Annotated in this window: 14 protein-coding genes and 1 pseudogene; 8 read left to right on the top strand and 7 right to left on the bottom strand. The window is 69.5% G+C overall.

Annotated features, from left to right (window positions below):
- The first annotated feature begins 168 nt into the window (after nucleotides 1–168).
- Complete coding sequence (gene ligD, locus ACQPWU_RS41570) at nucleotides 169–1,170, top strand: non-homologous end-joining DNA ligase (RefSeq protein ID WP_433431164.1); 1,002 nt, start codon at nucleotides 169–171, stop codon at nucleotides 1,168–1,170.
- Here the strand turns inward: ligD and ACQPWU_RS41565 are convergent.
- Both ACQPWU_RS41565 and ACQPWU_RS41560 read right to left on the bottom strand, forming a co-directional pair.
- Nucleotides 1,167–1,976 carry an MBL fold metallo-hydrolase gene (locus tag ACQPWU_RS41565; RefSeq protein ID WP_433431163.1) on the bottom strand — a complete coding sequence of 270 codons (810 nt, stop codon included), beginning with the start codon at nucleotides 1,974–1,976 and terminating at the stop codon, nucleotides 1,167–1,169. The two genes, ligD and ACQPWU_RS41565, sit on opposite strands and share 4 nt — an antisense overlap.
- 6 nt (nucleotides 1,977–1,982) lie before the next feature.
- On the bottom strand, nucleotides 1,983–2,177 hold the full coding sequence (locus tag ACQPWU_RS41560; protein ID WP_345002482.1) for a hypothetical protein: 195 nt from the start codon (nucleotides 2,175–2,177) through the stop codon (nucleotides 1,983–1,985).
- A gap of 164 nt (nucleotides 2,178–2,341) precedes the next feature.
- On the opposite strand from ACQPWU_RS41560, the gene ACQPWU_RS41555 reads away from it, so the two are divergent.
- Nucleotides 2,342–2,767 carry a hypothetical protein gene (locus tag ACQPWU_RS41555; RefSeq protein ID WP_433431162.1) on the top strand — a complete coding sequence of 142 codons (426 nt, stop codon included), beginning with the start codon at nucleotides 2,342–2,344 and terminating at the stop codon, nucleotides 2,765–2,767.
- Nucleotides 2,757–3,410, top strand: coding sequence for a class F sortase (locus ACQPWU_RS41550; protein ID WP_433431161.1), 654 nt, complete (start codon nucleotides 2,757–2,759; stop codon nucleotides 3,408–3,410). Before ACQPWU_RS41555 ends, ACQPWU_RS41550 begins: the two co-directional genes overlap by 11 nt.
- On the opposite strand, the gene ACQPWU_RS41545 is transcribed toward ACQPWU_RS41550, so the two are convergent.
- Together ACQPWU_RS41545 and ACQPWU_RS41540 are read right to left on the bottom strand one after the other, a co-directional pair.
- Complete coding sequence (locus ACQPWU_RS41545) at nucleotides 3,411–5,459, bottom strand: acyl-CoA dehydrogenase (protein WP_433431160.1); 2,049 nt, start codon at nucleotides 5,457–5,459, stop codon at nucleotides 3,411–3,413.
- A 163-nt stretch (nucleotides 5,460–5,622) separates the two neighbouring features.
- Entirely contained in the window at nucleotides 5,623–6,024 is a 402-nt protein-coding gene (locus ACQPWU_RS41540) for an NUDIX hydrolase (protein ID WP_433431159.1), read from the bottom strand.
- Nucleotides 6,025–6,041: 17 nt separating this feature from the next.
- Between ACQPWU_RS41540 and ACQPWU_RS41535 the strand changes: the two genes are divergently transcribed.
- On the top strand, nucleotides 6,042–6,317 hold the full coding sequence (locus ACQPWU_RS41535) for a hypothetical protein (RefSeq protein WP_433431158.1): 276 nt from the start codon (nucleotides 6,042–6,044) through the stop codon (nucleotides 6,315–6,317).
- Nucleotides 6,314–6,397 (top strand): annotated as a pseudogene (locus ACQPWU_RS41530) (hypothetical protein); the annotation flags it as partial. The gene ACQPWU_RS41535 and the pseudogene ACQPWU_RS41530, both read left to right, overlap by 4 nt.
- 250 nt (nucleotides 6,398–6,647) lie before the next feature.
- Here the strand turns inward: ACQPWU_RS41530 and ACQPWU_RS41525 are convergent.
- The gene (locus ACQPWU_RS41525) at nucleotides 6,648–7,493 is read right to left on the bottom strand and encodes an alpha/beta fold hydrolase (RefSeq protein ID WP_433445416.1); all 846 of its coding nucleotides are present in this window, start codon (nucleotides 7,491–7,493) and stop codon (nucleotides 6,648–6,650) included.
- Between the two features lie 379 nt (nucleotides 7,494–7,872).
- Here ACQPWU_RS41525 and ACQPWU_RS41520 point away from each other — a divergent pair, with 379 nt between their 5' ends.
- The 3 genes from ACQPWU_RS41520 (at nucleotide 7,873) to ACQPWU_RS41510 (ending at nucleotide 10,009) form a co-directional block, all read left to right on the top strand.
- Nucleotides 7,873–8,196, top strand: a complete 324-nt coding sequence (locus ACQPWU_RS41520; protein WP_433431157.1) for a hypothetical protein — start codon at nucleotides 7,873–7,875, stop codon at nucleotides 8,194–8,196.
- Nucleotides 8,197–8,338: 142 nt separating this feature from the next.
- The gene (locus tag ACQPWU_RS41515) at nucleotides 8,339–8,749 is read left to right on the top strand and encodes a RidA family protein (RefSeq protein WP_433431156.1); all 411 of its coding nucleotides are present in this window, start codon (nucleotides 8,339–8,341) and stop codon (nucleotides 8,747–8,749) included.
- Between the two features lie 237 nt (nucleotides 8,750–8,986).
- Entirely contained in the window at nucleotides 8,987–10,009 is a 1,023-nt protein-coding gene (locus tag ACQPWU_RS41510; protein ID WP_433431155.1) for a hypothetical protein, read from the top strand.
- A gap of 93 nt (nucleotides 10,010–10,102) precedes the next feature.
- On the opposite strand, the gene ACQPWU_RS41505 is transcribed toward ACQPWU_RS41510, so the two are convergent.
- Both ACQPWU_RS41505 and ACQPWU_RS41500 read right to left on the bottom strand, forming a co-directional pair.
- Entirely contained in the window at nucleotides 10,103–10,978 is an 876-nt protein-coding gene (locus tag ACQPWU_RS41505; RefSeq protein ID WP_433431154.1) for a tetratricopeptide repeat protein, read from the bottom strand.
- A gap of 19 nt (nucleotides 10,979–10,997) precedes the next feature.
- On the bottom strand, nucleotides 10,998–12,437 hold the full coding sequence (locus tag ACQPWU_RS41500; RefSeq protein ID WP_433431153.1) for an aldehyde dehydrogenase family protein: 1,440 nt from the start codon (nucleotides 12,435–12,437) through the stop codon (nucleotides 10,998–11,000).
- Nucleotides 12,438–12,458 lie beyond the last annotated feature (21 nt).

The raw sequence follows: 12,458 nt of genomic DNA, 5'->3' as shown, positions 1-12,458 counted from the left end.
GCGCCAGCGCCCGGAACGGCGGCGGATGGTCTAGCGGCCCGTCCTGTCGAGCCCTCGGTCCCGCCACCGAGGAGGCTCCGGGACGGGCCCACCTCATGCGGCGGCTTCCCAGCGACCGAGCCCGCCTCCGCGGAGCGGAGGCCGTCAACACAGAGTAGGTTCGGTGGCATGGCATCGCCGTACATAGAGCTCGAGGTGGGGGAGCGGACCGTCAAGGTCACCAACCCCGACAAGGTCTACTTCCCTGAGATCGGCGCCACCAAGCGGGAGCTGGTCGAGTACTACGTGAGCGTCGGCGAGGGCGCGCTGAGGGCGCTCAAGGACCGGCCGACCAACCTCAAGCGCCACCCCGACGGCGTGCAGACGGAGGCGATCTACCAGAAGCGGATGCCGCCCAAGCATCCCGACTGGCTCGAGTCCGTGACGGTGACCTTCCCGAGCGGCCGCACTGCTCAGTCGCTGCGGGTCACCGAGGTGGCGGCCATCGCCTACTGCGCGAACCTCGGCACCATCGACTTCCACCCCTGGCAGGTCCGGGCCTCCGACGCCGAGCACCCCGACGAACTGCGCGTGGACCTGGACCCGCAGCCGGGCCTGGACTTCGACGCGGCGCGCAAGGCGGCCCTGCTCACGAGGGACGTGCTGGAGGAGTTCGGGATGACCGGGTTCGTGAAGACGTCCGGCAACCGCGGCGTCCACATCGCCGTGCGCATCGAGCCGCGCTGGGACTTCATCCAGGTACGCCACGCCGGCATCGCCCTGGCCAGGGCCGTCGAGGAGCGGGATCCGGCGCTGGTGACCACGGCGTGGTGGAAGGAGGAACGCGGCGAGCGGGTGTTCATCGACTTCAACCAGAACGCCCGGGACCGTACGGTGGCCAGCGCGTACTCGATCAGGGCCAAGCCGCACGCCCCCGTCTCGACCCCGCTGACCTGGGACGAGCTGGAGGACGCCGACCCGCGCGACTTCGACATCCGCACGGTCCCGGCCAGGTTCGCCGAGGTGGGTGACGTGCACGCGGCCATCGACGACGTGGCGTACTCGATCGAGCCGCTGCTGGAGCTCTACGCCAAGGACGATCGGGGCGACATGCCGTACCCGCCCAACTACCCCAAGATGCCGGGCGAGCCGATGCGCGTGCAGCCGAGCCGGGCGCGGAACACCGACTAGCGCACGAGGTGATGCGGGGCGAGCTCACGGGTTTCGCCCCTGTCGAGGTAGACCACCCGATCGGCCAGGCCGTTCTGCTCGATGTGGTGGCGGAAGTCGTCCAGCGGTGAGCTGAAGGCGGCATAGTCGTCGTAATGCACCGGTACGACCGCGTGCGGGTTGATCAGGTCCACCCACGACGCGCCCTGCTCGCCGTCCATCGTGACGAGCAGGAGGCCGAGCAGCCGGGTGCCGCCCAGGTGCACCAGTGCCAGATCGATGTCGGGGAAGCGGCGCGGGATCGCGTCAAGGCGGCGGTCGAGCAGCGTGTCGCCGCTGACGTGGACGCGTAGCTCCACCCGTTCGTCCGGACTGAGGAACTCCAGCATCGTGCCGATGACGGGCGGCAGCAGCGCCTCGGCGGGGCCCGGCGCGTGCTTGGCGGGCAGCGCGGTGATCCGCACCGCGCCGTGCGGGCCGCGTAGCTCGTGCGTGTGCCATTCCTCGAGCCCCACGGTCCGCCGGAAACCGCGGCGTCGCAGGCGGCGGGCCGCCGCGGTGGTCGTGATGACCGTCGTGTCGCGGTCCAGGCCCTTGCGGGCGACCCGGTCCCAGTGGTCACCGTGCAGGTGCGACAGCACTATCCCGTCGAGTGGTGGCAGGTCCTCGATCTCCACGGCCGGATCGGTGAGGCGGCGGGTGGACAGGCCATAGCCCAGGTACGCCCGCTGGCCCTGATGCAGGAAGTTGGGATCGGTCAGCAGCGTGAGGCCGTTGTAGTGGATCAGCGTGGTCGCGTTGCCGATGAACTGCAGGCTTCCTTTCATCTTCGCTCACCCCGGGTACGGCGGGCGCTGCCCGGGAGGCACGCCGCCGCCCTTGCCGCCCCCTTTGCCGCCCTTGTCCATGCCGTGCGGGCGGGCGGAGCGCTTGGCTCCCTGCTTCGTCTGGGGCGTGAGGTGGGCGGACTTGAACTCAGTGGGCGATTTGCCTGATCTGCGAATCTCAGGCTGTTGTGGATTGCTCATGGCATTTGTCCCCCTTTATGCGGTTATTTCCTGCCACATTGGGGCGTGGTTAAACCCTCCGTGTCTGGCCGGTTTCACTTAGGTCACATTACTTGACTCGTTATCTAATAATTCGCAAGGCTCTCTTGTGCATCGGGGGAGACAAACGAGTCTGGAGCCTTTTCATGGCAAGAGCACGTCTCGCGGCGGCGGTGGCCGCCTTCGTGGTCGGAGGGGTGACCCTGGCGGCGCCCCCCGCGTACGCATCCTCCGGTCCTGATCTGCCGGTCGAGCTGCCCACCTGCCTTCTTCCGCTGCCGCTGCTCTGCGACGAGCAGCCCGAGCCCACGCCCGACGACTCCTGGTCGAGCCCGCCTCCCTCGGCCGAGCCGGGACCGAGGGATTCCTGGCCGGGGCCGGAGGAGTCCGCGGAGCCTTGGCGGCCCGCGGGCGAGAACGAGCATCGGGTGCCGAGAGGGCACCCCGAGACCGGTGGCGGCGGACTCGTACCGGACGACCCGGTGTGGCCGTTCACGCTGGGCGGTGCGGCCCTGCTGGCGGGAGCGGGGCTGGCCGGGTTCGCGGTACGGCGCCGCAAGGGTGTCGTCTGAGCAGCGGCTGCTCCGGACCGGGGCAGTCGTCGTCTCGCTGGCAGGGGCGCTGCTGATCGGGCTCGGTGTCAGCGGCATCTTCAGCGACGAGCCGGAGCCGGGTCCGGTCGCGGCCACGCGACCCGTGCCCTCGGTCGCCGGCGTGCCTACCGGCAAGGTGGCCGCGCCCATGAAGGCCGCCAAGCCCACGGCCGTCTACATCCCGTCCATCGGCGTGGCCGCCCCGCTGATGGAGCTGGGCCTGGACGCGCAGGGCGCGATCGAGAACCCGCCGTTCGACCCGCCGAACCAGGCGGGCTGGTACCGCTACGGCGCCGTGCCCGGCCAGCGCGGCGCCGCCGTGATCACCGGCCACCTGGACACCAGGAGCGGCCCCGCCGTCTTCGCCAACCTCAAGAACGTCAAGCGCGGCGACCAGGTCCAGGTGCTGCGCGCCGACCGTTCGGTGGCGGTGTTCGTCGTCGACAAGGTCGAGCACGCGCCGAAGCGGAATTTCCCGGTCAAGAAGGTCTACGCCGAGCTCACCTATCCGGGGCTGCGGCTGGTGACCTGCGGCGGGACGTTCGACCGGCAGGCGCACAGCTATGTCGACAACACGATCGTGTACGCGCACCTGGCGGCGCCGTACTATCCCAAGAGCTGATCACGGGTCGCGGGGCAGGCCGAGCGCGCGTTCGGCGATGATGTTGAGCTGCACCTCCGTGGTGCCGCCGCCGATCGTGAACGCCCGGGTGGCGAGGATCGTGCGGGTCCAGCGGCGGCTCGCCGGCGCCAGCGACCAGCAGAACTCCGAGATGGCCTGGGCGTGGCGCATGCCGAGCAGCTTGCGCACGCTGGAGGCGGTCGCGGGGTCGCCGCCGGACAGCTGCGAGAGCGTGATGCGCAGGCCGAGCGCCGAGATGGCCTGACCCTCGGCCCACAGCCGGCCCGCCTGCTCGCGTTGCGACTGGCGGAGCGGGGGCAGCTTCGCGATGAGCTCGGCCATGTCGGTGTGCTGCGAGCCCGGGCCCCAGGAGTCGCCGAGCGCGACGCGTTCGTGGGAGAGCGTGTCACGGGCCACCCGCCAGCCCTCGTCCACCGCGCCGACGATCAGGTCGTCCGGTACGAAGACGTCGTCGAGGAAGACCTCGTTGAACACCTCGTCCCCGTTGATCTCCTTGAGTGGCCTGACGGTGACTCCCTTGGACGCCATGTCCACCAGGAAGTACGTAATGCCGTTGTGTTTGGATTTTTCGGGAGAAGTCCGGGCGAGGCAGATGCCCCAATGGGCGAACTGCGCGAGGGACGTCCAGATCTTCTGGCCGGTGAGCGACCAGCCGCCCTCCACCTTCGTGGCCTTCGTCGCCAGCCCGGCCAGGTCGGAGCCCGCGCCGGGCTCGCTGAACAGCTGGCACCACACGATCTCCCCGGCGAACGTCCTCGGCAGGAAACGCTCCTGCTGCTCGCGCGTGCCGTACCGGACGATGGAGGGGACCGCCCAGGCCGCGATGCCCAGGTTCGGCCGTTTCAGGTCGCGGAACTCCTGGTGGATGATCACCTGCTCCAGAGGCGAGGCGGCCCTGCCCCATGGCCTGGGCAGGTACGGCATGATCCACCCTTCCCTGGCGAACCTTCCCAGCCTGGCCGCCGGCTCCTCGGCCCGCAGCGACTCGGCCTCCGCCCTGACGGCGTCCCTGAGGGCGGTGGCCGCTTCGGGCAGGTCCGGCTCCATCGACCGCCGCGTCCCCGCCACCGCCAGCGCCGCCACCTCCTCGGCCCACGGCCCCGGGTCGCCGGCCAGCATCCGGTCGGACAGCGCCCTGCGGTAGTAGCGGTGCGCGTCGTGCTCGAAGGTGTACCCGATGCCGCCGAGCACCTGGATCGCGTCCGTCGCCCCTCGCACCGCCGCGTCGGGTCCCAGCACCGCGGCCACCGCCGCCGCCAGCCTGACCTCCTCGGGCGACGCGGGGTCGTCCATGGCCCTGGCGGCGTCCCATACGGCGGCGCGGGCCTGTTCGAGCGTCACGAGGGCGGCGGCCACCCGGTGCTTGACGCCCTGGAACTGGCCGATCGGCCGCCCGAACTGCTCGCGTACCTTGGCGTACTCGGCCGCCGTCGCAACGGACCACGCCGCCACGCCGCACGCGTCGGCGCCCAGCAGGACGGCGGCGATCTCCCGTACCGGCACCTCGCCCAGCACCCGGTCGGTGGGGACGTCGCGCGCGGCGATGGAGCAGAGCGCCCGGTCGAGGTCCACGCCGCCGGTGGGCTCGGCGGCGACGTCGGCACGGTCCAGCACCGCCCACCTGCCGCCGTCGACCGGCACGAGAAACAGGTCCGCCTCCGGCGCCCCCAGTGCGAGGGCATCATCCGGATCTCCGGCCAGCACGACGGCGGCGGTCGCGGACCCGGTGGCGAGCCCGGCGACCAGCCTTTTCCTGTCGTCGGGGAGACCGGTCGAGTCTCCCGGCCAGGCGAGAACGGCCGAGGTGAGGACGGTCGGCAGGTACGCCCCCAGGACGCGCCGCTCGCCCAGCGCCTCCAGCGCGACGCACAGCTCCAGCAGCCCGTACCCCTGCCCGCCGCACTCCTCAGGCAGATGCAGCCCCAGAAGTCCCTGTCCGGCGAGGGCCGCGTGGTCGGGCGCACGCCCGGCGAGCCCGTGTACGGAGGCGGCCAGCGCCCGGTGTTCCTCGGTCAGCCCGATACCCATACGCCCGAACGTTAGAAGATGATTCGCTCAAAAACCATTGGTCGCCCGCCGTTACGCTCCCTCGTGTCCTGACGGTGGAGCATTCGGGCAGCCATGCCCTGGAAGAGGGTGCGATCCTGACCGGCCGGCTGCGGAGAGCTGTACGTGCGCGAGACCAGTCGAGTCAGTGGAGTCGGCCTGCCTGGTGTAGTTCGTCGAAGACGATCTGGTCCACGGCTGACACGCGGTGGCGATCGGCGTAGGTCAGCCAGACAATCTCCTCAATCTCGTTACTGGGCGTCGGTGTCCCATGGTGGTCGGCGGTGTAGCAGGCCATCTGCACGATGACACCCACAGCGTGACCGTGCGCCTGAGCCTGGTAGGTCCCCAGGTGGGCGGCGGTCGCGGGGACGATGGCGACGGACAACTCCTCGTCGATCTCCCGGATGAGAGTCTCGACGTCACTCTCGCCAGGCTCGCGTTTGCCGCCGGGGAGGTAGTAGACGTCCTTGCCGTGCGATCGGGTGCTGAGGATCTTGCCGTCGTCCAGATGAATCCATGCGATCTTGTCAATGCCGGCGGCCATTGCGGTCTCCTGTCCGTATGAGGGCGGTACAGTACACCGTCCGGCGATCTTGGCCGAATCTGGCCGGTCTGACTTCTGAGCGGAACTGCAAGCTGGTGAAGCAGGCATGGCGATCGTTCCCGACCCGGGACAAGGACCTGATCGCGACGTTCTTCACCAGGGACGCGGAGTGGCCGGCCCCGCCCGGGAACGCCACCGCCGTGGCGCTCGGCGGATCGCACCACATGGTGGGCAGGGATGCCATCGTCCACTTCCTCACCGTGGACTTCCGCGCCTGTTCATCGCCGATGTGACGGTGGATTTCCGGGGGTTCCACGCCACCGGCGACGTGGTCGTGGTGGAGGAGACCATGCAGGCGACGCTGGCCAACGGCAACGCCTACCGCAACGACTACTGCTTCGTCTTCGAACTGCGGGACGGGCTGATCAACCGGGTACGCGAGTACATGGACACCGCCAACGGGCATTGCATGGTGTTCACCGAGACACCGGCACCGCCCACCTGCTGCCCTGCCTTATACGGCTCCCGGACGGTACGTCCCGCACCCGCAGCCGGCGATCCCTGTCCGAACGGCGCCCCGTCCCATCGAAGGCCGGGTGGTTGGCGGCGGTTCCGCCGGTCCGCTATCGGGTGTTCGTGTGGAGCCAGTCCAGGGCCTTTGCGGAGGAGCGGAGGACCGAGATGTGGCCGTCGCCGGGACATATCTGGATCTGCGCCGAAGGGCAGTGCCGGGCCAGCCACGTGCCGTGCGAGCTGGGCACGACGCGGTCCTGGTCGCCGTGCATGAGCAGCGTCGGCGCCGTGATCTGCGCAGGATCGCATCCCCAGGGGTTCACGTACGCGAGGTCGTCGTCGATCGGCCCGCCCTGGCCGCCCTCCAGTGCCGGGCCGACGACGCTGCCGAACCACGACCAGTCGCCTTCCAGCGCGGCATGGTCGGCCGGCGCGAACATCTCCGGGTCGTACTCGGCCGACGCCTCGTGCCGCTCCTTCGCCGCGCGGCCCTGGACGGCGGCGCGCAGTGATGCCTGGCCGGAGGCGTACATGCCCGCGAACCAGTCAAGGCCCTCAGCACCGTACGGGGCCAGGCCGGACACGCTGACGACGGCCAGCACACGTTCCTGGAGCAGGGCGCCGCAGGCCAGGGCGTGTGAACCGCCGCCGGAGTGGCCCATGACCGCGAACCGATCGACGCCCAGCTCGTCGGCGACCCGGGACACGTAGCCGGCCGCCGACGCCAGGTCCCTCCCCGTCGAGGGGGTGGAGCCGCCGTAACCGGGCCGGTCGTAGGACACCCATCGGATGCCGAGGCGCTCGGAGATGGGGAAGAGCGGCTCAGGAGGCGTCCCGATGTTCGGCGTGCCGTGGTGCCAGAAGACGGTCAGCGGGTGGCGCGCGTCCTCCTGGCCGGTGTCGTAAACGTGCAGCTGACGGCCGTCGCCGAGATCGAGATCGAACTCTTTCATCATCACGCCGGGAGCCTAACGACCGCGACTGACAGTTCGCGATGTGCGACGTCCGGGTGCCATCCGCCGTCCCCGCCTCGGCGGCGACGTGACCACCACTGTCATCGCCGGGCGATAGCCTGAACGGTCTTCTTCATTTACGGCCCGTCCATCGCGGAAACTCATCCTGCCAGCGATTTTTGTCACCCTGGGAGGAGGGAAACCACACCTCATCCCCCCTGTCGATCGCCATGATCTCGCGCCGGTTTGCCACCATGTACTCACTGGCAGTAGGTCCCGGTCGTCAGGACATGGGCCCTTCCGACTAGCGCAAAGGCCGGGGGAGATGGATATAGAGGCGGCCATTCGCGAATTGAGACACCGTCTGGCGACCCTCGAAGCAATGATGCGTTTCGATGACACGGCCTCCGCCCATCCCAACGTGCTCTACGGTCGCTTCCCGACAGAGGAGAGCACGCTCGGGGAAGGCGCCACCACGCTGGAAGTCGCCATCGCCGAGGTGCGGGCCGATGTCGCCGACCTCCACATCGGGCTGAACCAGGACTTCGCGGCCCTACGGGACGAATTGGCCGGCCTTCGGCGGCAGACGGATGAGCAGTTCGCCTCGGCTCGGAGCAAGATGCTCAAGCGGTGCGAGGCCCTGCGGTGCGACATGATCGACTTGGCGATCCGGCTCGACCGTCTGCCGGAGAGACGGGGCGCGTAGAGCCGGTGCGGCCACGGCCCCCCGCCCGAAGCAGCCGCCTGACTGCCGACCGGCGAAAAAAGAGGAGGCGGGAACGGGAACGCCGCTGGCAGGATGGCTGCTTCATACCTGCCGCGAAAGATCCCGAAGGACCTGAACGACCGTGCCCCGCGCCATCACGTTGATCCGCTCCGCCTCCCTCTCCGACGTCGCCGAGTACGCTTACGCGGCCACGGCGCCCGCCGAGTCGCGGCTCATCTTCCTCGCCGGCGCGTGTCCGCTGAACGAGGACGGGTCGACGGCCGCGATCGGCGACTATGCGGGTCAAGCGGCGAAAGCCGTCGAGAACATGCGGGAAGCTCTCGCTGCCGCCGGCGCGTCGCTGCAGGATGTCATCAGCACAAGGGTTCTCGTCGCGTCCACCCGGCGGGAGGACCTCGTGGCCGCCTGGGAGGTGGTCCGGGACTCATTCGGTGAGCATGACGTTCCGAGCACCCTGATGGGTGTCACCGTGCTCGGATACCGCGACCAGCTCGTCGAGATCGAAGCCGTTGCCGCCGTGCTTGACTCCTGAGATCCGGGAGCCGGCCACGCGTGATTGGCTCAGCCGGGCCTCTGGGCGCGCAGGATCCGCTTGTTCATGTGTTGTCGCGCGGGGTCCACGCGGCCGACGCCGCGAAGCGCCCTCCCGGCCCTGCGCCTCGGGACTGAAGATGGTGGCCAGGCGGCCGTTTCGCTGACGCTTCCGGTACAGACCGAATATGGTGACCCGTGGAAGATCGGCCAAGCCGGTAAGCCTTCGGGAGTCTCTATGCGTGCCGCAGCGGCAATCCTCTCTTTCGTTCTCGCCATCATCGTCGTGCCCTCCCAGCCGGCCGCCGCCGCGCCGCTGCCGGGTGGCAAGGCCACCTACGTCGTGTCGCAGGGTCATCTCAAGGCCGCCTCCAGCGAGAACTGGGTACGGCTGGGCAGCTACCGCTTCGCCACGAACGGCACGGTGACCGCCGCCCTCTACCTGTGGTGGCAGCGTCACCCCGTGGCCAGGCAGCGCACCGGCATGGTCCCCGACTCCGGCTGCACCACCAAGGCCGGCGGCGCCCAATCGCGCCCCCGTATGTGCGAAGTGCTCACCGCCGGCGGCTTCACCGGCGCACCCGACGAGAGCCGCACCGGGACGTACACCGTGTCAGGGAACGTGCTGACCATCCGGTGGAAGATCGCCCAGGCGTGGACAGAGCAGTGGTACGTGCGGCCTTCCCCCGATGGGAAGCTGGCCCGTCTGGACCTCAAGTCCAGCACGCTGGCCACTCACGGGTACGGCTACGGCAGCAACGCCGCGCTCGGCACCCGGCGCGCGATGAGTTCGGTGAAGGCGTTCCCCGGCTCGCTCAGGCAGGACCTGACAAGCTGGGCGGGCGGCAAGCTCGTCAACTCCGCCAACCAGCCGTTCGGCCTCTCCTCCTTCCGCACCTGCTCCACCACCACCTCGTGTCTGACCTACCTGCAGCCGTCCTCGAACAGCGCGTGCCAGAAGGAGGGCGGCTGCCCCCATTACGGCGGCGGAACGCGCGCCAACATCAGCTCCATCCAGTACTACCTCACGAAGATCTCCAACTCCGACCGCCGCGACACGCTGTGGCACTGGTGCACCTGCCTGGCGATGGAGCGCCGTGAGTTCTGCTACACCGGCAACTCTCACGTCAAGCCGCTCATGCAGATCATCGACGACGCGGGAGCCTTCCGTGGCTGGGTCGGCGCGGAAGCCTCCTTCTCGACCGGCGGCTCCCGGGCGCAGGACATGATGGCGGTGCTCCGCATCACCGACTTCCACTGAGGATCGGCGCACTTTCGAGATCAGTTCAGACCGGTGAGGTCGTAGGCGCCCGTTCCGGGGCAGTTCGCCCGGGGCGAGCTGCCAAGAACGCGGTCAGTCGCCGAATTCCAGGTGGAGGGCCCGGGTGAAGTCGGAGACCGCCTCCTCGTGGCGGTCCAGCTCCTGAAGGATCTCCCCGCGCACCCGGAACGCCCAGATGTATTCGGGGTCCAGCTCGATCGCCCGGTTGAGGTCGTCCAGTGCCGCCTCGTTCTCGCCCAGCTCGCTCAGCACCGCGCCGCGGCTGCCGTAGGCGCGGTCGTTCTCCGGGTCCAGCTCGACAGCGCGGCTGAGGTCGGCCAGCGCCTCCTCGTAGCGGTCCGTCATGCGCAGGGCCTCGCCTCTGCGGCTCAGCGCGCGCACGTAATCGGGATTGACCTCCAGGGCCTTCGTGTAGTCGTCGATGGCCTCGGCGTAGAGGTGTCTGCGCTGGTAGAGGTCGCCGCGAGCCACCCAGGAGTAGGGCAGGTCCTCGTTCAGTGCGATGATCTTGCCGTGCACCTCCAGGGCCTCGTCCAGGCGGTCGAGGTCCACCAGGGCGTCGGCCTTGGCCTCCAGGATCCACAGCGAGTCGGGGGCGAGGGTGAGGGCGTGCTCGAAGTCGGCCATGGCCTCGTCCAGGCGGTCCATCGCGGCGTACGTCTGGCCGCGCGAGCCCAGCGCGTACGCGCTGTCCGGCTCCAGCCGGAGCGCCTCGTCGAAGTCCTCCAGCGCGGCCTCGTAACGTTCGATGACGCGGTGGCTCTCGCCGCGCAGCCGCCAGGCGCGGGCGCTGTCAGGCACCAGCGCGATCGACTCCGTCAGGTCCGCGATCGCGGCGTCGTGTCTCGACAGGGCGATGTACGACTCGGCGCGGCTGCGCAGCACCGACGCACGGGACTGGGCGGCTACCTCCGAAAGGCCCGGCTGGTCCTTGATCCCCTCGCTCATGAGGGGTAAATCTATCCGACTAAATCTGGATTATGGCTGCCTTTTCGCGGGTGTACTCGAGGACCGAATCGTGCCCGTACCCGCTGTCCTTGACGCCGCCGAACGGCAGCCCGGGCGGCATCTGGCGGAACGTGTTCACCCACACCGTACCGCTCTGGAGATCGCGCACGAAGCGGTGCGCACGGCCCAGGTCACGCGTCCAGACGCCCGCCGCCAGGCCGTAGCGGGAGTCGTTCGAGATCTCCAGGGCCTCCTCGTCGGAGGAGAACGGCACGGCCACGGCCACCGGGCCGAAGATCTCCTCCTGGCAGATCCGGAGCGAGTTGTCCGTGGTCGTGTAGAGGGTGGGGGAGACCCAGTAGCCACCAGGGAGGCCGGGCACGACGTCGGCCCCCGCCCGGCCGCCGAAGACCAGGCTCGCTCCTTCCTTCTCCGCCAGCTCGAGGTACGACTTGACGTGCTCGTACTGCGCCGACGACACGATCGGGCCCATGGTCGTCCGCAGGTCCAGGGGGTCGTCCAGGACCAGATCCGCGCAGATCCGCTCGATGCGGCCCAGCATCTCGTCCCAGATCGAGCGGTGGATGAGGATGCGGGAGCCCGCCACGCACACCTGCCCGGCGTTGCCGGTGTAGACGGAGTTCACGGTGACGCCCTGGGCGGCCGCGTCCAGGTCGGCGTCCGGGAAGACGATATTGGGGGACTTGCCACCGAGCTCGAACGTCAGCGGCTTGAGCGCGTCCGCGGACGCCCGGGTGATCGCCTGGCCGGTGGCCGTCGAGCCGGTGAGGCTGATCTTGGCTACGTCGCGGTGCCGTACGAGCGCGTCCCCGACCTCCTCGCCCAGGCCGCTGACGATGTTGAGCACCCCGGGCGGGAACACCTCCGCCAGCAGCTCGCCCAGCCGCAGCACCGACGCGCTCGCCTGCTCGGCCGGTTTGACGATCACCGTGTTCCCGGCCGCCAGCGCGTACGCCGCCTTGGCCGAGAAGGTCGAGATGGGGGAGTTCCACGGGATGATGCAGACCGCCACCCCGTACGGCTCCCGCCGCGTCAGCCCGAGCGTGTCGGGGCCTAGGATGACCGTGTCGCCCTTGACCGCGTCCAGGCACTGCCCGGCGGCCAGCTGCCACAGGTACGCCATCCCCGGCAGGTCCTTCTTCAGCGTGTCGCGCAGGATCCTGCCGTTGTCGCGCGTCTCCAGCCTGGCCAGCTCCTCGGCGTTCCTGGCGAACACCTCCGACACCTTGCGCAGGTAGCCCGCCCTGGCCAGCGCGGGCAGCGCCGACCAGGCGGGGAACGCGCGGTGGGCCGCCTCCACGGCTTCCTCGGCATCGCGGGGCCCGCCGGCCGGGATCCGCGCCCACACCTCCCCGGTGGCCGGATTGACCGAATCGAGGGTTCTGCCGTCGCTTGCGGGGACCGTCTCGCCGCCGATGAGATTGAGATAGTCAGGCACGTGCCCAAGCATACGCTTGCT

Source organism: Nonomuraea sp. CA-141351, from assembly GCF_050944675.1.
Classification (GTDB): Bacteria; Actinomycetota; Actinomycetes; order Streptosporangiales; family Streptosporangiaceae; genus Nonomuraea.
The sequence above is the reverse complement of the archived record's forward strand: the minus strand, read 5'-3'. Positions and strand labels throughout refer to the sequence as shown.